The organism is Nonomuraea sp. NPDC049758 (assembly GCF_040674635.1).
Classification (GTDB): domain Bacteria; phylum Actinomycetota; class Actinomycetes; order Streptosporangiales; family Streptosporangiaceae; genus Nonomuraea.
The window spans coordinates 26889-47455 of the sequence record NZ_JBFAMZ010000030.1 but is presented as its reverse complement, the minus strand read 5'-3'; the positions used below and the strand labels follow the sequence as shown (position 1 = coordinate 47455).

At 71.9% G+C, this 20567-nt stretch carries 16 protein-coding genes; 10 read left to right on the top strand and 6 right to left on the bottom strand.

Annotated elements, in window-relative coordinates:
- Positions 1-393 precede the first annotated feature (393 nt).
- Entirely contained in the window at positions 394-1287 is an 894-nt protein-coding gene (locus tag AB0J46_RS46300; protein ID WP_364342021.1) for an ABC transporter ATP-binding protein, read from the top strand.
- Positions 1284-2117 carry an ABC transporter permease gene (locus AB0J46_RS46295; protein ID WP_364342019.1) on the top strand — a complete coding sequence of 278 codons (834 nt, stop codon included), beginning with the start codon at positions 1284-1286 and terminating at the stop codon, positions 2115-2117. The genes AB0J46_RS46300 and AB0J46_RS46295 overlap by 4 nt, the downstream gene beginning before the upstream one ends.
- 62 nt (positions 2118-2179) lie before the next feature.
- Here AB0J46_RS46295 and AB0J46_RS46290 read toward each other — a convergent pair whose 3' ends face one another.
- Complete coding sequence (locus AB0J46_RS46290; RefSeq protein WP_364342017.1) at positions 2180-3106, bottom strand: aminoglycoside phosphotransferase family protein; 927 nt, start codon at positions 3104-3106, stop codon at positions 2180-2182.
- Positions 3107-3182: 76 nt separating this feature from the next.
- Between AB0J46_RS46290 and AB0J46_RS46285 the strand changes: the two genes are divergently transcribed.
- On the top strand, positions 3183-4148 hold the full coding sequence (locus AB0J46_RS46285) for a DUF2332 domain-containing protein (RefSeq protein WP_364342015.1): 966 nt from the start codon (positions 3183-3185) through the stop codon (positions 4146-4148).
- 35 nt (positions 4149-4183) lie between these two features.
- Here AB0J46_RS46285 and AB0J46_RS46280 read toward each other — a convergent pair whose 3' ends face one another.
- The 3 genes from AB0J46_RS46280 to AB0J46_RS46270 form a co-directional block, all read right to left on the bottom strand.
- Entirely contained in the window at positions 4184-5080 is an 897-nt protein-coding gene (locus AB0J46_RS46280; RefSeq protein ID WP_364342013.1) for an amidohydrolase family protein, read from the bottom strand.
- Positions 5081-5097: 17 nt separating this feature from the next.
- Positions 5098-6045: a 3-hydroxyacyl-CoA dehydrogenase NAD-binding domain-containing protein gene (locus tag AB0J46_RS46275; protein WP_364342011.1), complete on the bottom strand. Its 948-nt coding sequence runs from the start codon at positions 6043-6045 to the stop codon at positions 5098-5100.
- 259 nt (positions 6046-6304) lie between these two features.
- Positions 6305-7348: a LacI family DNA-binding transcriptional regulator gene (locus tag AB0J46_RS46270; RefSeq protein WP_364342009.1), complete on the bottom strand. Its 1044-nt coding sequence runs from the start codon at positions 7346-7348 to the stop codon at positions 6305-6307.
- Between the two features lie 136 nt (positions 7349-7484).
- Here AB0J46_RS46270 and AB0J46_RS46265 point away from each other — a divergent pair, with 136 nt between their 5' ends.
- Genes AB0J46_RS46265 through AB0J46_RS46235 form a run of 7 tightly spaced genes read left to right on the top strand, consistent with a single transcriptional unit; the run spans position 7485 to position 15701 of the window.
- Positions 7485-9107 carry an ABC transporter substrate-binding protein gene (locus AB0J46_RS46265; RefSeq protein ID WP_364342007.1) on the top strand — a complete coding sequence of 541 codons (1623 nt, stop codon included), beginning with the start codon at positions 7485-7487 and terminating at the stop codon, positions 9105-9107.
- Positions 9077-10042 carry an ABC transporter permease gene (locus AB0J46_RS46260; RefSeq protein ID WP_364342005.1) on the top strand — a complete coding sequence of 322 codons (966 nt, stop codon included), beginning with the start codon at positions 9077-9079 and terminating at the stop codon, positions 10040-10042. The genes AB0J46_RS46265 and AB0J46_RS46260 overlap by 31 nt, the downstream gene beginning before the upstream one ends.
- 22 nt (positions 10043-10064) lie before the next feature.
- Entirely contained in the window at positions 10065-10898 is an 834-nt protein-coding gene (locus tag AB0J46_RS46255) for an ABC transporter permease (RefSeq protein ID WP_364342125.1), read from the top strand.
- A complete protein-coding gene (locus AB0J46_RS46250) occupies positions 10898-11854 on the top strand; it encodes an ABC transporter ATP-binding protein (RefSeq protein ID WP_364342003.1) in 957 nt (318 codons plus the stop codon). The genes AB0J46_RS46255 and AB0J46_RS46250 overlap by 1 nt, the downstream gene beginning before the upstream one ends.
- Positions 11847-12662 (top strand): ATP-binding cassette domain-containing protein, encoded by an 816-nt coding sequence (locus AB0J46_RS46245; RefSeq protein WP_364342001.1) that lies wholly within the window; start codon positions 11847-11849, stop codon positions 12660-12662. The genes AB0J46_RS46250 and AB0J46_RS46245 overlap by 8 nt, the downstream gene beginning before the upstream one ends.
- Complete coding sequence (locus AB0J46_RS46240) at positions 12659-14071, top strand: amidase (protein ID WP_364341999.1); 1413 nt, start codon at positions 12659-12661, stop codon at positions 14069-14071. The genes AB0J46_RS46245 and AB0J46_RS46240 overlap by 4 nt, the downstream gene beginning before the upstream one ends.
- A 10-nt stretch (positions 14072-14081) precedes the next feature.
- Positions 14082-15701: an amidohydrolase gene (locus AB0J46_RS46235; RefSeq protein WP_364341997.1), complete on the top strand. Its 1620-nt coding sequence runs from the start codon at positions 14082-14084 to the stop codon at positions 15699-15701.
- 12 nt (positions 15702-15713) lie between these two features.
- Here AB0J46_RS46235 and AB0J46_RS46230 read toward each other — a convergent pair whose 3' ends face one another.
- Both AB0J46_RS46230 and AB0J46_RS46225 read right to left on the bottom strand, forming a co-directional pair.
- A complete protein-coding gene (locus AB0J46_RS46230) occupies positions 15714-17612 on the bottom strand; it encodes an ABC transporter ATP-binding protein (RefSeq protein WP_364341995.1) in 1899 nt (632 codons plus the stop codon).
- A gap of 998 nt (positions 17613-18610) precedes the next feature.
- Entirely contained in the window at positions 18611-20368 is a 1758-nt protein-coding gene (locus AB0J46_RS46225; protein WP_364341993.1) for a hypothetical protein, read from the bottom strand.
- Positions 20369-20567 lie beyond the last annotated feature (199 nt).

Genomic DNA, 20567 nt, shown 5'->3' with positions numbered 1-20567 from the left:
GGCGTACGTCGTCCACCCTCGGGGGCAAAGGTTCCCACGCCGTCGCACCCCCGTATCGGCGACCGCGCGGCCGTGTATCCGTCGTGTATCCGCGCAGAAGCCGTGCACGGCACCTTCGCCCTTCTTGAGCAACTCTGGTTGACTAAGGCTCGAATAGTCAACTAAGGTTGCTTGCATGCCGGAAAACGTGCCTCGGGAGCCCGCCGACGCGCTCGTCGAGAGCGATCTGACGGATCGCGTCGAGGAGACGTTCACGCGCGAAAGCCGGTAACCGGCACCCCTGCCCCCACGCTCCGGCCGCGGTGCGGGCCGCGATGCGCCATGCCCTCGCGCCGGGCTTCGCCGGCAGTCGCCCCGGCACGAGGTCATCCGATCACGAAGAGAGGTCATCTCATGACAAGGAGCACCGATGTCGTGCTCGACGTCGACGGGCTGCGCATGCGCTACGGCTCGGCCGACGTCCTGCACGACGTCACGTTCCAGGCCCGCCACGGCGAGGTCCTGGCCCTGCTGGGGCCGAACGGCGCGGGCAAGACCACCACGATCGAGATCCTGGAGGGCTTCCGCGTCCGGTCGCAGGGCCGGGTCTCCGTGCTCGGCGCCGACCCCTCGCACGGCGACGAGTCGTGGCGGGCCAGGCTCGGGATCGTGCTGCAGTCCTGGCGCGACCACGGCAACTGGCCGGTACGCGAACTCCTCGCCCACCTCGGCGCCTACTACGCCCCCTACGCCACCCCCGGCATCCCGCGCCCCTGGGATCCCGACGAGCTGATCGCGAGGGTCGGCCTGGCCGAGCACGCCGGCAAGAAGCTCAAGACACTGTCGGGCGGCCAGCGGCGCAGGCTCGACGTGGCGATCGGGCTCGTGGGGCGCCCGGAGCTGTTGTTCCTCGACGAGCCGACCACCGGTTTCGACCCGCAGGCCAGGTCCGACTTCCACGATCTCGTACGCGACCTGGCCGACGCCCGCGAGACCACCGTCCTGCTCACCACCCACGACCTGGACGAGGCCGAGAAACTGGCTGACCGCATCCTCGTGCTGAACGGCGGCCGGATCGTCGCCGACGGCACCGCCGCCGGGCTGGCACGGCGGATCGCCGGCGAGGACGAGGTGCGCTGGCTGCGCGACGGACGGCGGTACGTCGAGCGGACGCCCGACTCGACCACGTTCGCCCGCGAGCTGTTCGCCCGTCACGGCGACGACGTCCAGGAGCTGGAGATCGTCCGGGCCTCGCTGGAGCAGACGTACCTGGCGCTGGTGCGCGAGGCCGAGGGAGTGGCCCGATGAACGCGACCGTACTGCGCGCGGGCTGGTCCCGGGGGCTGATCGAGCTGCGGCAGTCGTTCACCAACGGCGCCGAGCTGTTCTCCCACTTCCTGTGGCCCGCCCTGATGGTGGCCACGCTGTTCTTCATCCGGGACCTGCCCGTCGGCGCCCTCCTTCTCGGCGCCCTGGCCCTGCCGGGCATCCTCGGCATGAACGCCGCGACCGGCCTGATCAGCATGAGCCAGCAGCTCACCGCCGACCGCGAGGACGGCACGCTGCTGCGGGCCAAGGCGACCCCGCACGGCATGCCCGCCTACCTGATCGGCAAAGTGATCTCGGTGTCCGGAGGACTGCTGGCCGACCTGGCGATCTTCCTCGTGCCTGCCGTGCTGCTCGTCGAGGGCCTGCGGATCAGCCCGGGCTCCTGGCCCGCACTGGCCTGGGTGCTGGTGCTCGGCCTGGTCGCGACCCTGCCCATCGGCGCCGTCCTGGGCTCGGTGTTCGCCACCGCACGCGCCCAAGGGCTGGTCCAGCTGCCGTTCCTCGCCCTGATCGGGATCTCCGGCATCTTCTACCCGATCACCTCGCTGCCCGAGTGGCTGCAGTGGATCGCCCAGGTCTTCCCCCTCTACTGGATGGGGCTCGGAATGCGCTCGGCCCTGCTGCCGGACGCGGCGGTCGCCGTCGAGATCGGCGCGTCCTGGCGACACCTGGAGACCGCCGGAGTGCTGGGCGCCTGGGCGGTGCTCGGCCTGCTCGTGGCGCCGGTCGTGCTGCGGCGGATGGCACGCGGCGAGTCGGGCTCCACGGTGGCGGCACGCCGTGAGCGCGCCCTGCGGCGGGTCGGGTGAATGCCGGGACCGTCACGACGGGTGCCCGGCCGATCCCTGACGGCGGATCAGGTGGTGGGCCATCAGGACAGATCGGCCCAAGGAGCGGGTGGTGCTGAGGCGAAGAAGCGGAGCAGGCTGAGGAGTCGGCTGGCCGGAGGCGCGGTCCAGTGACGTTCGCCCGGGCGCGGTACGGGATCTTTCAGGCGTCCCAGCGCCCAGGTGAGGTGGAACCACAGCACGCGAGCTTCCCAGATCGGCGGGCTCGTGGAGATGCCGGTTTCCTGCCGATAGCCGTCGAGCATGGCCGGGACGCCAGTGAGGGGCACCTTGGCGAAGTCGGCGGCGGGGTCGGCCCATTCGGCGTCACCCCAGTCCACGATCCCGGTGAGCTGGGCCGTCTCCGGGGAGACGAGCAGGTTCTGGGGAGCGATGTCGCCGTGGATCAGGACCGAAGGCGGGCTCGCGGGGAGGTGCGGTGAGAGCCGGTCGAACCATCCGGTGAGCCAGCGGGCGGTCTCGGCGTCGATCCAGCCGTCCTTGAGGTGGTCGGTGAGTGCCCAGGGGTCCGCGTTGCCGTCGTCCGTGGGGACGCCGGCAAGGGTGGGTGCGGTCTCCGGAGTGAGCCGATGGAGTTTGGCCAGCTCCCGTCCGACTTGCCGGTAGAGACGTTCGGTGCCCGTGGCGGGCAGGTCAAGGCATGCGACGTCCGTTCCCCGCGTCCGGGTGAGCACCATGTAGGGGACGTCCACCACCGAACAGGTGTCGTCGAAGGCGACGATCTCCGGGGTCCGTACGCCGGCGCGCCGGGCGTACGGGATGACCGCGGCCTCCTTGACCAGGTCCGGAAGGAACTGCTCGGTCCGCGGGATGCGCAGGACCAGGTCGTCGCCGAGCAGGAGGACATGGTTGGCCACCCCTTGAGGGAGGGGCCGTACGTGCTCGGCGGTGCTCCCGAGCAGGCCGGCGATGGCGGCTAGGGTCGCGTCACTCGTCTCGTATCCCGACATGATCGATCATGCTGGCACGGACGGTCGGAAGCGGCGAATGCCGTCCCCGACAGGAAGGTGGATCATCGTGCACGGGATGGCCGAAACGAGTACGGCGGCGCGGTACCGGACGTTCGGGGAGATGGAGGTACGAGGCCACTCGCCCAGCTACGAGCGGCTGTGCGTCGGCGTCGCCGCCGACGCCGAACTCCTGGCCCTGGCCGACACGCTGCCCGCCGCCAAGCGGCAACCCAACCTGCTGTTCGGCGCGGTCCGGTTCCTCGGCGGTCCGGTGCATGACTTCGAGGCGTTCCGCGCCTGGGTGCTCGACCATTGGGCGGAGGTCGCCTCCGAGATGCTGGCCCGCAGCACCCAGACCAATGAGCCGGGCCGGTGCGCGACGCTGCTGCCGCTTCTGGCGCGCCTGCCGCAGCCGCTGGCACTGATCGAGGTCGGCGCCTCGGCCGGACTCTGCCTGTACCCGGACCGGTACGCCTACCGCTTCGATGACCGGCCCGCCCTGGGGCCGGTCAGCCCGGTCGTCCTGGCCTGCCGGACCAGCGGAGCGGTACCGATCCCGCAGCGGGTGCCGTCGGTGGTGTGGCGGGCCGGGATCGACCTGAACCCCCTCGACGTCGCCGACGCCGACCAGCTGCGCTGGCTGGAGGCGCTGGTCTGGCCCGAGCAGCGAGATCGGCTGGCACGGCTGCGCGCCGCGGCGCGGATCGCGCGCGCCGAACCGCCCCACCTCGTTCGAGGCGATCTGAACGCCGGCATCGCCGACCTGGCCGGACAGGCCCCGCCGGACGCCACGCTGGTCGTGTTCCACAGCGCGGTTCTGGCCTACCTGCCGCCGGACGAACGCGATCGGTTCGTCCGGACGATGCGTGGCCTGCCTGCTCGGTGGATCTCCAACGAGGCGCCCGCCGTGCTGCCCGGGGTGGCCGCCCGGCTCCCGCGGAGCCCGTCGGCCGACCGTGGCACGTTCGTCCTGGCCCTGGACGAGCAGCCGGTCGCCTTCACCGGACCGCACGGGCAGTTCCTGGACTGGTTGAAGGAATGAAACCGCTGCGGCGCCGAAGCTGAGCCCGACCGGGTTCATCGGTTCGCCGTGCGCAGGCCGAGAACGCGTAGGGCGTTCTCCTTGTAGATGAGTGGCTTGGCCTCGTCCTTGACGTCCAGCGCGGCGAAATCGGCCATCCAGCGGTCGGGGGTGAGGACGGGGTAGTCGGAGCCGAACAGGACCTTGTGCCGCAAGGGCCCGGCGGCCTGGCGGACGAGCTGCGGCGGGAAGTACTTCGGTGACCAGCCGGACAGGTCGAGGTAGACGTTGGACTTGTGGCCGGCGATGGACAGGGACGCGTCGACCCAGGGCGCGGACGGGTGCGCGAGGATCATGGTGAGCCCGGGGAAATCGGCGGCGACGTCGTCGAGCAGCATCGGGTCCGAGTGGCGCAGCTTGATGCCGCGCCCGCCGGGCAGGCCGGCGCCGATGCCGGTCTGGCCGGTGTGGAACAGCGCGACGCTGCCCACGTCCTCCAGCGCCCGCCAGAGCGGATAGTGCGCAGGGTCGTTGGGGGTGAAGCCCTGCAGGCTCGGGTGGAACTTGAAGCCGAGCACGCCGAAGTCCCGCACGAGCCGCCGGGCCTGGGCGACGGCGGCCGGGCCGCGGCGCGGGTCCACGGAGCCGAAGGGGATGAGGACGTCGGCGTGTTCGGCCGCCTGACGGGCGATCTCCTCGCTGGACAGGGCCGGGTGGCCGAGTTCGGTGGCGGCGTCGATGGTGAAGACCACCGCGGCCATGTTCCGCTGCCGGTAGTAGGCGGCGACGCGGTCGATGGTCGGGGTGCGGTCCTGACCGGCTTTGAAGTACTTCGCCGAGGCCGCCATCAGCTCGGCGTCGAGGGAGAGGTGGCCGTGGTGGTCGGCCTCGATGTGGGCGTGGACGTCCAGGGCCACGATGGCGTCCGGGTCGATGCGCGGGGTGTAGATCATCGTTCCTTCTCGGTGTGTCAGGGAAGGGCGTGGCGCCGGCGCTTGGCCTGCAGCAGGCCGACGAGCAGCGCGTCGCGGTCGGCCGCCATGGCTTCCTGGTCGATGCCGTGGAGCTCGGCGCGCACGCCGTCGACGAGCAGGCCGGCGAGTTCGGGGGTCAGCCGCGGCGCGCCGAGGTCGTCCATCCAGGTCTGGGCGGGCGGGCCGAGGTGGCGCAGGGTGTGCGCCATCCCGCCGGGTCCGCCCGAAAGGTGCTGGTTGACCAGCGGGCCGAGCAGGGCCCACCGCAGGCCGGGGCCGTGCGCGATGGCGGCGTCGATGTCGGCGACGCTCGCGACTCCCCGCTCCACCAGCGAGTACGCCTCCCGCCACAGGGCGGCCTGGAGCCGGTTGGCGAGGTGCCCGGGAACCTCACGCCGCACGAGCACCGGCCGCTTGGCGACGGAGCGGTAGAAGTCCAGCGTCCGCCGGGTGATGTCGGGGCCGGTGCGCTCGCCGGGCACGACTTCCACCAGCGGGATCAGGTGGGCGGGGTGGAAGGGATGCCCGACGAGCACCCTTTCGGGATGCGCGGGACACATCTCCTGAAGGTGGCTGGGCATCAGGCCCGACGAACTGCTGGCGATCGGCGCACTCGGCGGCGCCGCCTCGTCCAGCGTGGCCAGCAGTGCCCGCTTGAGGTCGGCGCGCTCCGGCCCGCTCTCCTGGACGAACCGCGCTCCGGCGACGGCGTCACCGCAGGTCGCGGTGAAGGTGAGCCGGTCGCGGGAGGCGCCGTCGGCCAGGCCGAGCCCGGTGAGCGCGGGCCAGGCCAGGTCGAGCGCGGCCCGCAACCGTTCCTCGGCGTCCGGAGCGGGGTCGAAGGCGGTGACGTCGAGGCCGCGGGCGAGGAACAGCGCCGCCCATCCGGCGCCGATGACGCCCGTGCCGACGACGGCGACCGGCTGGTCCGCCGGGCTCGTCACGCCTGTCTCGCACGGTCGCGGGCGATGGCGGTGAACGCGTCGAGCGCCGCCGGGTCCATGAGGGAGCCGGCCGAGGTGACCTCGTCAGGGGCGGCGCCCATACCTCACCGGCGAGGGCCGGGCGCTGCTCGACGCCCACGCCGAGGCCGCCGCCGAGCTTGAGGACCGCATGATCTCGGGCCTGTCGCCCGAGCAGGCCGACACCTTCCGCACCGCCCTCACCGTGGCGTGGACGACTCTGCGCCCGCCTCGAAAGTGATCACTTCCCGGCTCCCGGCACAGCGCGGGGATCGGAGGAGGCCCGGACGTCGAACCTCGCCTGGAGCAGCCGGCCGCCCGCGACACCGCGGCCCTCGATGAGGTCGACGAGCATCCCGACCGCGATGTCGGCCGTCTCGACCGGCAGGAAGCTGAGCGTGCTGACGGGCGGGTCCGTGAACGGCGCCGTGGGGTCCTCCGTCGCGCAGACCAGCAGCAGGTCGCCGGGCACCGACCTGCCGAGCCTGCGGATCCGGTCCAGGAGCAGCGACGGGCTGACCTCGACGAGCACGACCAGCGCGTCCGGCGGCTCGGGATCACTCAGCAACCTCTCCACCGCGGCCAGCGTCGGCTCGAACCCGGGGCCGTCGAGCTGGGCCAGCAGCGGGTCGCGGCCCCTTTCCGCACTCCAGTCGAGATAGGCCTGGACGGAATCGCGGTGGTAGCAGGCCGTGGTCGGGGCGCCGACCGCGGCGATCCGCCGGGCGCCCCCCTCCTCCAGGTGGTCGAGCACGCCGCGCAGGGCCGCGCCGTAGTCGAAGTCGACCCACGGCCACGGTGTCCCCGCCACGGCTCTGCGGTCGGAGACCACGGCCACCCCCGCGGCGAGAAAGTCCCCGACCAGAGGATCTCCCTCGACCGGATCCACCACGAACACGCCGTCGAGAGGCAGGTCCGTCCAGTAGTCGTCGGGGCCGGTGGTGGGCAGCAGCACCACGCCGTATCCGTGGGTCATGCCCGCGCGGGTGGTGGCGGCGGTCAGCCGGGCGAAGTAGGCGAGCTCGGTGTAGAACCACGGATGCTCGACGAACTCGCGGGCGGCGAGGCCGAGCAGGCGTGAGCGCCCGGCGCGCAGCCGCCGCGCCGTGGCGTTCGGCCGGTATCCGAGCCGGCGCGCCACCTGCCGGACATGCTCGCGGGTGGCGTCGGGGAGGCGGCCCGCGCCGTTGAGCGCGTCCGAGACGGTGGTCTTGGACACCCCCGCCGCGCGGGCGACGTCCACCAGGCGCACGCGCGCGCCGACCTTACGCTCTGGCTCTTCCATGGGTCCGATCTTTGCAGGATGTCAGCCGATTCGCCACCTCGCCGACCGTTGCTGAATCGTTCCTTCAGTGTCTTGTGCAGGAACGTTCCTTCACCAATACTCATGGCACTTTCCCGCACGAGGATGAGGTGGTCCGATGCGTACCGCTCGACTCGCCGCCGCGGCGCTGGCCGTACTGGCGGCCACCGCCTGTGGAGGGGGCGCGGCCGTCCCGAAGGCCGCCGCCTCCGGAACCTTCACCGTCACGGCGGACCTGCCGCCGGCCAAGGGCCCGGTGGATGCCGTGACCTGGGCGCTCTACGCGGAGCCGCAGTCCCTCGACTACGCCTACGCCTTCGATTACCCGCCCAACACCGTGCTCGCCAACGTGTGCGAGCAGCTCATGCGGATCACCCCCGGCTCCCGGGTGGAGCCGGGGCTGGCCGGCAAGGCCGAATCCCCGGATCCCTTGCGCTGGGTGTACACGATCCGCCAGGGCGTGCGCTTCCACGACGGATCGCCGCTCACCGCCGACGACGTGGTGGCGAGCATGCGGCGGCACATGGATCCGGCGGTGGGTTCGTACTGGGTCTCGTCCTACCAGAACGTCAAATCGGTGGAGAAGACCGGCCCCATGGAGGTCACCGTCCACCTGAAGAAGCCCGACCACCTGTTCAACGAGCAGATGGGCACCTCGGCCGGGACCATCGAGAGCGCCGCGTTCCTGGCCGCGCAGGGCGCCGGGTACGGCACCCCCGACAAGGGCGTGAACTGCACCGGGCCGTACTCCCTCGACAAGTGGGAGAAGGGGCAGGCGATCAACCTGAAACGCTTCGACGGCTATTGGGACCCCGCGCTCAAGGCCAGGGCCGCGACCGTGCGGAACGTCTTCATCTCCGACCCGGCGGCCCGCGTCAACGCCCTGCTCTCGGGCGAGGCGGACGGCAGCTACCTGGTCCCCACCACCGGCTTCGCCCGCCTGGGCAGCGCCTCCAGTGGCAAGCTGTACTTCGGCCCCAACACCGCGGCCGTCAGCCTCATCCCGCTCGACCTCAAGGGCACGCTCGGCGACCCGAAGCTGCGCAAGGCGCTGTCCATGGCGCTCGACCGCAAGAGCATTCTCCAGGCCAGCGTGGCCGGGGTGGCCACACCGGCGAAGGCGCCCGCGGCGATCGGCGCGTGGGGCATCGCCCCCGAGGCGGCCAAGCAGTACTACGCCAAGCTCCCCGAGCTGAACACCGACCTCGAAGGGGCCAGGAAGCTGGTCAAGGAGGCCGGCGGGACGGGCAAGAAGATCGTGATCGCCACGAGCACGATGGCTCCCGACATCGGCGTCATCGCCAACGCCGTCCAGGCCGCGGGCCAGGCCATCGGCCTGCGGGTCGAGCAGAAGGCGGTGGCCCCCGACGCCTACTCCGCGCTGTTCTCCGACCCCAAGGCCCGCCAGGGCATCGACCTGGTCATGACCATCTGGTACGACTCCACCCCCGATCCGCTGGAGTTCTACGGGATCCTGCAGACCGGCAACTTCGCCAACTACGGCGGCTACTCCGACCCCGAGTACGACAGGCTCGTCGACCAGGCGGGCGCCGAGGCCGACCCCGCGGCCCGCGCCGCCGTGGTCGCCAGGCTCCAGGAGATCGCCGTCCGGGACATGGTGTGGATCCCGCTGTACGAGGTGCCGCACAGCATGTTCCTCAACAAGCGGCTCACCGGCGCGCCCACCGGCATCACCCAGCTCGTCTACCCGTGGGCGGCAGTGCTCGGGTCGGCGAACTGATGGGCGCCTTCCTGGCCCGCAGGCTCGCCGGGCTGGTGGCGACGCTGGCCGGGGCGTCGTTCGCGGTGTTCTCCGCCGTTTACCTGGCTCCCGGCGACCCGGCCTCCTTCCTCACCCAGGGGCGTTCGGCCTCTCCGCAGGCGATCGCTGCGATCAGGGCGCAGTACCACCTGGACGATCCGTTCCTCACGCAGTACCTCAAATGGGTCGGCGGCGCGGTGACCGGGGACTTCGGCCGGTCGGTGCAGTTCCGGCAGGACGTGACCGGGCTGCTCCTGGCCAGGCTGCCCACGACGCTCTTCCTGGTCGGCTACGCGGGGCTGCTCATCGTGGTCGCGGGGCTGATCCTCGGCGCCCTGGCCGCGCTGCGGCCCGGCCCGCTCGACAGGATCGTCCTCATCGGCACCGGGGTGGCCACCGCGACCCCCTCCTTCGTCGCGGCGATCGGGCTGATCTCGCTGTTCTCCGTCCAGCTCGGCTGGTTCCCCGCCTTCGGCAACGGCGAGGGGCCGGTCGACCGCGTCTGGCATCTGACCCTGCCCGCGGCCGCGCTCGCCCTGACGTTCGCCGGTCTGCTGGCCCGGGTCACCCGCTCGTCCATGCTGGAGGAACTGGCCCGCGAGCACGTCGAGGTGGCACGCTCGCGCGGCGTCCAGGAGAACGCGGTGATCCGGCGCCACGTCCTGCGCAACTCCCTCGGCCCGATCAGCACGGTCACCGGCACGGTGATCGCCGGGCTGCTCGTCGCGACCTCGATCGTGGAGACCGCCTTCGGCCTGTCCGGGATCGGGCAGCTGCTGGTCAGCTCGGTCACCGTCAAGGACTTCCCGGTCGTGCAGGCCGTCACCACCCTGATCGTCGTCGTCTTCGCGGCGGCCAACCTGCTGGTCGACCTGGTTCAGCCGGCCATCGATCCGCGCCTGCGCAGGGCGTAGTGAAGGAGTCCTCTTGACAGCCGTGACCTTCCACCGCCGCTACCGGCTTCCCGCGGACCGGATGACCGTCGCCGGCGTCGCCGTCCTGGCCGTCCTGGTGACGGTGGCGATCCTGGCGCCGGTCGTGGCGCCGCACGATCCGCTCGCCATCGACTTCCCGGCCGCGCTGAGCGGCCCGAGCGCCGATCACCTGCTCGGGGCCGACCAGTCCGGCCGCGACATCCTGTCCCGCCTGATCCACGGCGCGCGGGCGGGACTGCTCGGCCCGCTCCTGGTGGTGACCCTGTCGACGGCGGCGGGCACCCTGCTCGGCGTCCTGGCCGCCTGGACCGGCGGTGTCCTCGACGCGGTCCTGTCCCGCGCCATGGACTTCGTCTTCGCCTTCCCCGCGCTGCTGCTGGCGATCACGCTGGTGGCCATGTTCGGCCCCGGCCTGACCGCGCCCGTCGTGGCGATGAGCATCGCCTACACCCCCTACGTCGGACGGCTGGCGCGCGGCGTCGCCCTGCGCGAGATGTCCCGCCCCTACATCCACGCCTACCGGGTGCAGGGCTGGTCCGGGTGGGTCATCTGCCTGAAACACCTGGTCCCCAATGTCGTCCCGCTGATCCTCGCCCAGTCGGCGATCAACTTCGGCTACGCGCTCATGGACCTCGCGGCGCTGTCCTTCCTCGGGTTCGGCACGCAACCGCCCGTCCCCGATTGGGGCGCCATGATCAACGAAGGGGCCTCCGCCCTGCTCCAGGGCGCCATGCTGCCCGCGCTGGCCCCCGGCGCGGCCGTCGTGATCACGGTGGTGGCCTTCAGCGTCGTCGGCGAGGGCATCGCCGACCGCGTCTCCGGGAGGGAGCGCTGATGCTCCAGATCGACGATCTGACCGTACGGCTGGCGCCCGGCCAGGCGGCCCGGCCCATCCTGGACGCGGTGTCGCTGCGCGTCGCCCAGGGCGAGGCCGTCGGGCTCGTCGGCGAGTCCGGGTCAGGCAAGTCCGTCACCTGCCGGGCCGTGCTCGGCCTGCTGCCCGGGCGGACCGCCGTGAGCGGGCGCGTCCTGGTCGACGGCCAGGACATGCTGGCGCAGACCGCCGCGGGGCTGCGTGACCTGCGCCGCCGGCGAGTGGCGATGATCTTCCAGGATCCGCGGGCGTCGATCAATCCGGTCCGGCGGATCGGCGACTTCGTCACCGAGGGACTGCGGACGGGCGGGCTGCCGTACCGGCAGGCTCTCGATCGGGCGGAGGGGCTGCTGGAGGCGGTGGGCATCGAGGACCCGCGAGCCGCGCTGCGCCGTCACCCGCACGAGTTCTCCGGCGGGATGCTGCAACGGGTGATGATCGCCGGAGCGCTGGCCGCGGAGCCCGACCTGCTGCTCGCCGACGAGCCGACGACCGCCCTGGACGTCACGACGCAGGCGGAGGTCATCGCGATCCTGTCCCGGCTCAGGACCGTGCGCGGGATGGGCATGCTGTTCGTCACCCACGACCTGGAGCTGGCCGCGGCCATCTGCGACCGCATCTACGTGATGTACGCGGGCCGGATCGTCGAGGAGCAGGCCACCGGCGAGCTCTTCGCCCGGCCCCGGCACCCGTACACGGCCGGGCTGCTGGCGGCCACGCCCCGACTGGAGTCGCACGAGCCGCCGCACGGCGTGCCCGGCAGGCCGTTGTCGCTGGCCGAGTCCCCGGCCGGGTGCGCCTTCGAGGCCCGCTGCGCTCTGGCCGTCGAGCGATGCCGGGAGCAACGACCCGACCTGGAGATCCTGGAACGCGCGCAGGTGGCGTGCCTGAGAGCTGGAGAGCCGGTCCATGACTGAGAACGTGCTGGAGGTCGAGGGGCTGCGCAAGGCGTACGGCCACAAGGCGGCCGTGGACGGCGTCTCCTTCTCGCTGCGGGCCGGCGGCTCGCTCGCCGTGGTGGGCGAGTCGGGCTCGGGCAAGACGACGACCGCGCGGATGCTCGTCGGCCTGGAGATTCCGGACGCCGGGCGGATCAGCGTCGAGGGCCGGAACCGCTCGCGCGCCCCGCGGGGCCGCCGGGCCAGGCTGTCGCGGGCGCGGGAGATCCAGATGGTCTTCCAGGACCCCTACCTCTCCCTGGATCCGCGGATCAGCGTGAGCCAATGCGTGGAGGAGCCGCTACGGCTGCATTTCGCCCTGGACAAGCAGGCCCGGCGGGCCCGGTGCGAGGAACTGCTGGAGCGCGTCGGGCTCGGCGAGCGTGAGGCCGCCGTACGGCCCAGGCGGTTGTCCGGCGGCCAGCGCCAGCGGGTCGCCATCGCCCGCGCGCTGGCCACCGCGCCGAAGGTGCTGATCCTGGACGAGGCCACCTCGGCGCTCGACGTGTCCATCCAGGCGCAGATCCTCGACCTGCTGGCGCGGATCCGCCGCGACCTCGACATCGCCTACCTGTTCATCACCCACGACCTGGCCCTGGTCCGGCACGCGGCCGACGACATCGTCGTGCTCCACCGCGGCAAGGTCGTCGAGGCCGGGCCGACCTCGCAGGTCCTGGCCGCCCCCCAGCATCCCTACACCCGCCTGCTGCTGCACTCCGTGCCGCGGCCGGGCTGGGATCCCGCCCAGATCGCCGCCGACCGGCGCGCCCTTCAGGAGATCATGTGAGTGAGCTCGCACACCTGTCCGCCACGCAAGCCCTGAAGCTGTTCAGGACCCGGGCCCTGTCGCCCGTCGAGCTCATGACCGCGGTCATCGAGCGGGCCGAGGCCGTCGAGCCGCGGGTCAACGCGCTCAGCGAGACGATGTTCGACGAGGCGCTCGACCAGGCCAGGAAGGCCGAGCGCGCCTACCTCGGCAACGGGTCGCCGCGACCGCTCGAAGGGCTGCCGGTCGCCACCAAGGACGAGCAGCCGATCGCGGGAAGGCGCGCCAGCGAGGGTTCCCTGGCCTACGCCGGCCACGTCGCCGACACCACCCATCCGGTCGTCGAACGGGTCGTCGCCGCCGGCGGGATCGTCCACGCCCGCACCACCACGCCGGAGTTCTGCTGCGCCGCCTACACGCACTCCCGGCTGTGGGGCCTGACCCGTAACCCCTGGAACCTGGACTACTCGCCCGGCGGTTCCTCCGGCGGCGCGGGCGCGGCGCTGGCGTCGGGGACGGCGACGCTCGCCACGGGGTCCGACATCGGCGGCTCGATCCGGCTGCCCGCCGCGGCCACCGGCACGGTCGGATACAAGCCGCCTTACGGGCGGGTGCCCGCGATGTCGCCGTACAACCTGGACCACTACTGCCATGACGGGCCGATGGCGCGTACCGTCGCCGACTGCGCGCTCCTGCAGAACGTCATCGTCGGGCCGCACCCGGCCGACGTCGTCTCCATCCGCCCCGCCGCGCACATCCCCGAACGCCTCGGCGACGTCGCCGGGATGCGCATCGCCTATTCCCCCGACCTGGGGAACTGGGAGATCGAGCCGGACGTCGCGGCCAACACCCGCGCGGTCGCCGACGCGCTGGCCGCGGCCGGCGCCATCGTGGAGCAGGTGGAGGTGCCGTTGCGGCGCGCCGACGTCATGCGCGCGGCCTTCATCCACTTCGGCGCCATCTTCGGCCCCATGGTCGCCGGCGTGGCGGACACGCACCGCGACCAGCTCACGCCCTACGCCCTCGCCTTCGCCGAGGACTCGCGCGCCGCGCTGGCGCGGGACGGCTTCCTGGCCGGGCTGGAGCTGGAGGGCCGCATCTACGCCGTGATCGGCGACCTGCTCGACCGGTACGACGCGCTGATCTGCCCCACCGCGGGCACCGCCGCGCTGCCCGCGGGCGAGGACTACGTGGACACCAAGCTGACGGTCAACGGGGTCCAGTTCGATCACTACCTGGAGTACTCGCTGACGACCGTCTTCAACATCGCCAGCCGTTGCCCCGTGCTCAACGTCCCGTCCGGTCTCGCGTCGAACGGCGTGCCGACGGGGACGCAGATCGTCGGCCGCAGCTACGACGACGCGACGGTCTTCCACATCGGCGCCGCCGTCGAACGCGTCCTGCCGTGGCCCACCCGCCCGCAGCTCTGAGGAGACTTTCATGACTTCTGCCGACATCCTGTTCGTCAACGGCCGGGTACGTCCCATGGCCGGCACGCCGAGCCGTGCGGTGGCCGTACGCGAGGGGCTGATCCTGGCCCTCGGCGAAGACGAGGAGATGCGCGACCTCGCCGGCCCGCGGACCGAGGTCGTCGACCTGGCCGGCCGCACCCTGCTTCCCGGCTTCCAGGACGCCCACGTGCACCCGGTGCTGGCCGGGCTCTCCATGACCCGGTGCGACCTGCACGAGGCGCGGGACGCCGCCGACGCCCTCGCCGTCGTCCGCGCGTACGCCGCGGCCAACCCGGAGGTGCGCTGGATCTCCGGCGGCGGATGGTCCATGGAATGGTTCCCCGGCGGCACGCCGAGCCGGATCGCCCTCGACGAGGTCGTCCCCGACCGGCCGGTCTACCTGACCAACAGGGACGGGCACGGCGCATGGGTCAACACCGAGGCCCTGCGGCTGTGCGGCGTCCACGACGGAACCCCCGACCCGAACGACGGGCGCATCGAGCGCGAAGCGGACGGAACCCCTCAAGGAACCCTGCACGAGGGCGCCGCCTCGCTCGTGGGCAGGCACGTGCCCGAGCCCACGGACGAGGACCTGCTCCGCGGCCTCCAGGCCGGCCAGCGACGCCTGCACCAGGCCGGAGTGACGGCATGGCAGGACGCGATGGTCGGCCCGGAGGTCCAGCGCGCCTACGAAGCCGCCGCCGGCGCCTCGATGCTCACCGGGCGCGTGGTCGGCGCCCTGTGGTGGGATCGGGACCGGGGCGAGGAGCAGATCCCCGAACTGCTCGCCCGCCGTACCACCACCGGACGGTTCAGAGCCACCAGCGTGAAGATCATGCAGGACGGCGTGGCGGAGAACTACACCGCCGCCATGACCTCCCCCTACCTGGACGGCTGTGGATGCCGGACCGGCAACAGCGGCATCAGCTTCGTCGGGCCCGAGGACCTGCGCGCCCACGTCACCCGGCTGGACGCCGTCGGGGTCCAGGTCCACGTGCACGCCGTCGGCGACCGGGCCGCCCGGGAGGCGCTGGACGCGTTCGAGGCGGCGCTCAAGGTCAACGGGCGCAGGGGCAACCGGCATCACATCGCCCATCTCCAGGTCGTCCATCCCGACGACGTGCCGCGGTTCGCGGCCCTGGAGGTCACCGCCAACATCCAGCCGTTGTGGGCGGCGCACGAGCCGCAGATGGACGAGCTGACCATTCCCTTCCTCGGCGACCGGCGCGCCGCCTGGCAGTACCCCTTCGGCGACCTCCTGCGCTCGGGCGCCGCCCTCGCCGCGGGCAGCGACTGGCCGGTCAGCAGCCCGGACCCGTTCCTCGGCATCCACGTCGCCGTCAACCGGATGCTCCCCGACGGATCGGGGCGGCCGTTCCTGCCCGCGCAGCGCCTCCCGGTGGCGGCGGCCCTGTCGGCGTACACGATCGGCACCGCCCGGATCAACCACCTCGACACCAGGACCGGGACCATCGAGCCCGGCAAGCTCGCCGACCTCATCGTCACCGACGCCGACCCGTTCGCCGTACCCCCCGGTGACCTGGGCGGCATCACCGTCCTCGGCACCTACGTGGAGGGACGACAGGTGCACGCACATCCGTCCTTCTGACCGCTCGCCGCTTCACGGGGTGGTGCCCATGCCGTACTGAGCCGCCTGCAACGACCACAGCTCCGCGTATTCGCCGCCGAGAGCCAGCAGCTCCTGGTGGTTGCCGCTCTCGGTGATCCGGCCGTCCTGCAGGACGAAGATGCGGTCGGCGTGCTGCACGGAGTGCAGGCGATGGGTGATGAGGATGACCGTGCGTCCGCCGGCCAGGGCGCGCACCCCGGCGAACGTCTCGGCCTCGGCGCGGGGATCGAGGGCTGCGGTCGGCTCGTCCAGGACCAGTACGGGCGCGTCCCGGAAGTACGCGCGGGTGACCGCGATGCGCTGCCACTGCCCGCCCGACAGGTCGACCCCGCCCTGGTACTCGGGGGCGAGCAGCGTGTCCCAGCCGTCCCGCAGGGAGGCGATGAGATCGGTGGCGCCGGAGGCCGCGGCGGCGCAGGCGAGCGCTTCGGGGGTGGGACCGGTGGTGTGGCGGCCGATGGCGACGTTGGCGGACACGGTGAAGGGCCATCGTTCGTAGCCCTGGGACAGCAGGGCCACCTGGTCGAAGAGCTGGGTTCGGTCGAGGTCGGTGGTGGGTGTGTCGTCCCAAGTGACCGATCCGGATTCGGGGAGGTAGAGGCCGGTGAGAAGTTTCGCCAGCGTGGTCTTCCCGGAGCCGTTGTGCCCGACCAGGGCCACGATCTGGCCGCGGCTGATGGCCAGGTCGACGCCGTCGAGGGCGGGCTCGTCGGCGTTGGGGTAGCTGAAGCGCAGGTCGCGTGCCTCGATCAGGTCGGGACCGTCGGCCCGCCGCAGGCCGGTGCCGTCGCGGGGGATGGCCAGGCGTTCGGCCTGGCGGCAGGCGGCGGCCCAGTCCTCGGTGTAGAGGCCGTGTTCGAACACGTTGTTGATCGAATAGATCAGGTTGCCCAGCTGGCCGGTGCCGGTCTGGATGGCCAGGACGGCGGTGCCGGCGGCGGCCAGCTGCATGCGTCCGGTGATCAGGAGCCAGCCGAGCACCACGTAGGTGGCGCCCGTCGTCAGGCCGCTCAGTGCCCCGGCCAGCAGTTCGCCTCCGGCGTCGGCGCGGGCGAGGCGGGCCTGCTCCCGCGCCGAGCGCAGGGCCATCCGGTCGTGGTGGCGGAGCAGGAAGTCCCCGGCGGCGTGCGCGCGGATCTCCTCGGCGGGGTCGGCTCCGACCAGAAGCTGGGCCAGGCTGCGCTGCTGCCGTACGGGAGTCAGCCACCGCAGGCGGGAGGCTTTGCGGCGCAGAGTGGAGCGCACCAGCGCCCAGGCACGCGGCAGGATGATGAGCGGCAGCAGCGGCAGCAGCAGGGGGTGCAGGACACCCAGGACGCCGGCGGCGGCAGTCATGCCCATCAGCGCTTTCAGCATGCGGATGACCTGATCGATGACGATGTCGATCCATCCGGCCCCGTACTGCGCGGCCTCCAGAAGATCATGAAACTGGGCGCCCTGGAAGTGCAGCAGCTCGACGTTCGCGGCGCGGCTGAGGAGCTCGTCGTAGGCGAGGTGCTCGACCTTCGGCTGGAGCCGGCCGGAGGCGGCACCGGACCAGGCGGTCAGCACCGCGACGCTGATGCCGGCGGCCGCGACCAGGACCAGCGCCGGTACGGCGGCCTTGACGCGGTCGGGGGTGGGCCCCACCGCGAGGATCTGCTGCAGGACCCGGTTGGTGGCCAGCAGGCCGAACGCGGTCGCGGCGCCGACGATGAGCTGGCAGGCCACGACGATCACGAGCGCGGACGGGTCGGCTCGCCAGGACAGCCGCAGGCAGATGCCGATCAGCGAGGGCAGCTTACGCATGATCACGCCGAAGCCGACCGCCAGGTCGGCCTCGTGCCGCGCCCACCCCATGCTGTATTGGAAGCCGCCTCCGAAGATCGGATCCGTGGCGGGCTCCTGCACGGCGGCCTGCTGCGCGGTGTGGTCGGCAGGGGGAGGATCAGATTCGCACCTTACCGTCACGGACGAGGCTCCGTTCTCTCGGGTCTTCCGTTCGCCGTCGGCGTCCCTTCTCATCTGCCGCTTGGCTGAGCGGGCGCGATCCGGCGCATGAGGGCGGCCCCGGAACGGCCCCACGAGCTCACCGAGCCTGAAGAAATCGGCGACCGCAGGCCCGATCAGCCAGCCGGTGATCCGCTCGCGAGTCCACGGTGCGGCCCCGTCTGCCGTGACGCGTTGAAACTCGATGCCGGTGCAGGCCGGCGTCAGAACGATCATTCCTGCGGCGGCCGTCCGGTCGATGGCGCTCATGGGGGGTCATGCGATCACCTCAGCACGCACGCGCCCCACCCGGAAGACGATGGTGACGGAACCTCGCGGGCACACTATTCGCGCGAGCGTGGCACCGACCTGGCTGGACAGAGGAGCGGCGCAACAAGCGCAGAGCCGCGCCGAAGGCCGGGGGAGCCCGTGCGCCGAGTGCACGCCGCCGCCACGCAGACCTCGGGCGACGGCCTTCGCCGCCCTGACCCGGACGTGGAAGAGCCCGGCGCCACTCCGGCCCCGGGCTCCACTCGTCGTCGTCCGGCATGGCCGCATCGTCCCGGTCGGCTACCTGCGCTGGTCGTCGACCAGCTCGCCGCGGACCCAGATCCACTCGGTCACCCCGCCGCCGCCCGGGCCGACCACCGCCACCCGCCTCCGGTAGTACGGGCGAAACGAAGGCGGCATCCCCGGATGGCTGCCGCGCGACTCACGCTCGACCCGGTCTTCACCTGCGGCCAGGCCAGGGTCGTGTCGCTGTAGATGCTGAGCGGGTTCTCCGTGATCCGGGTCGTCGGCGCGCCCTCGTGTGGTGGCCCGCGCCCGGGAGCTCCCGAGCCGCCGCCGGCCGGCGCGGCGGAACCCAGGGAGCTTTCAGGACCGGCTTCGGCGGCCGCGGATCCCGTCGGTGGCGATCGTCACTGCAGGAGCTGGGCGGCGTTGATCTTCACCTCGTAGACGTCGCGGTACGGGCTCGATCCGCCGCCCACGGGCCACAGGTAGGGGAGCGGCTGGGTCAGGTCGAAGGAGATGGGCGGATTGGTCGGCTGGACGGTGTCGACCGGATAGATGGTCCACCGCGGCGTCTGGTCCGGTGCCCCCGTGCCCGAGGTGGGCTGTGCGCTGGGCTGTGTGCTGGGCTGGGGCGCGGGATGGAAGGGCGGCGGGTCGATGTTGACGTAGATCATGGTCGAGCGCGGGCCCACGTGGGGGGTGCTGGTGCCGCCTCCTCCTCCGCCTCCTCCGGTGCCGCCGGTCGAGCCGCTGCTCTGGGTGGCCTTGGCGGGCAGGTAGTGACGGTCGCTGTGGTCGGGGTTGCACGGCTGCGCCGCCCTGGCCGGTGGAGGCGCCCCGTCGGACGCCTTGAGCCGCAGCCCGAGCTCACCCGCGATCATCAGGGCGTAGTGGCCCGCCAGTGCTTTCTGCCCCTCCTGGTTGGGATGTCCTGTCTGCTGCTTCTGGTTGAGGTCGTCCCCAGCCGCGGCCAGTCTCCAGTTGACGTTGCGGATGTAGGGGGTCTTGGTCCCCAGCTCGTGGCCGGCGAAGGCGTTCTCGAGGTCCAGCACGTCGGCGGCGATCCCGTGGTCGGCCAGGACCTGCTGCGCCTTCTTGACGGAGGCGGTCAGCTGGGGAGCCAGCTGCGCGGCGTGGGTCCAGGCCTCAGGCCACATATTCGTCAGCCAGCCCATGAGGCCGCCCGGGTGCAGGCCGACCTTGACGGGTTGCGGATAGTTGACCATCATCACCCTGGTCCTGCCGTTGGAGGCGGCGTGCATCGCCCGAACCAGCTGCACCAGCCTGGCCGACAGGGTGGCGGGCTGCGTCAGCGGGCGGACGAACGGGGGGCGGGGCGGCTGGGAGTCGTCCCATTCCTGCTGCGAGGTGCGGGTGGTGTCGAGCAGTGGCCGGATGCGCGCCTCGATGTTGCTGATGTCGACGGGATCGTCGAGCACGGCGTTCAGCATGGGCCCGAACTCGACGTCGTTGCCGCCGAAGCCGGAGATCACCAGGTCGGTGGCCTCGTCCACCTCCTGGTTCTGGGGCGGATTGACGCGGGAGTGATCGTTCTGGCCGACGAAGAAGTGCTCGCTGGCGGCGCCGGAGGAGGCGTTGAACCGCACGTCGAAGAAGACCTCCGGGTTGGCCCGGCGCAGCAGGTCGATGGCCTGCAGAACCGCCGCGTTCGGCGAACGGTGGCGGAAGTCCTCGGTGTAGTCGTCCTCGGTGTGCCCTGCCGCCGGGTAGGTCTCCCCTCCCAGTCCTCCCGGAATGCGGGGTTCGGGAAGGAAGCCGCGCCTGTTGAAGTAGTCTCCCGCCCCCTCACCCGACATGTACGAATCGCCCATGATGACGATCTTCACGACCCTCTGCCCGGGCCGGGGGACGCCCTGGCGGAACTGGACAGGCTTGTCGTCCCCCCAGAACAGCGGCCCGCCCGGCCCGGTGCCGGCGGGCGGGCAGGTGTCGGTCGGCGCGTACCGCTGAGCCAGGTACCTCAGACCGCCGACGGTGGGGAGGTTCGCCAGCGATTCGGCGTCGTAGTCGTCGAGCAGCGGGATGTCGGTGATGGGAGCGGCGCTCGCGGGCGTGAAGCCGGAGCTGACGACCAGGGCGATGGCGAGGGCTCCCGCGGTGAGGGCGCGGGGGAGGGGCCGCCGTAAGGATCTGCGCGTCATGCCGTCAACTATGAGCAACCCTCAGGTGGCGTGCCTCCTGCTGAGGAACGAGCCCGCTTCTCCGCCAACTGGCCGCCCACCCTCCTGCGACAGGCCGCGCCCCCATCTCGTGGGAGTACCGGCAAAAATGCCTGCAGGAGTTCCCAGCCGCTTCCGGCTGAAGAGGCCGTGGCACCACGAGTACCTCGGCCTGGGCGGG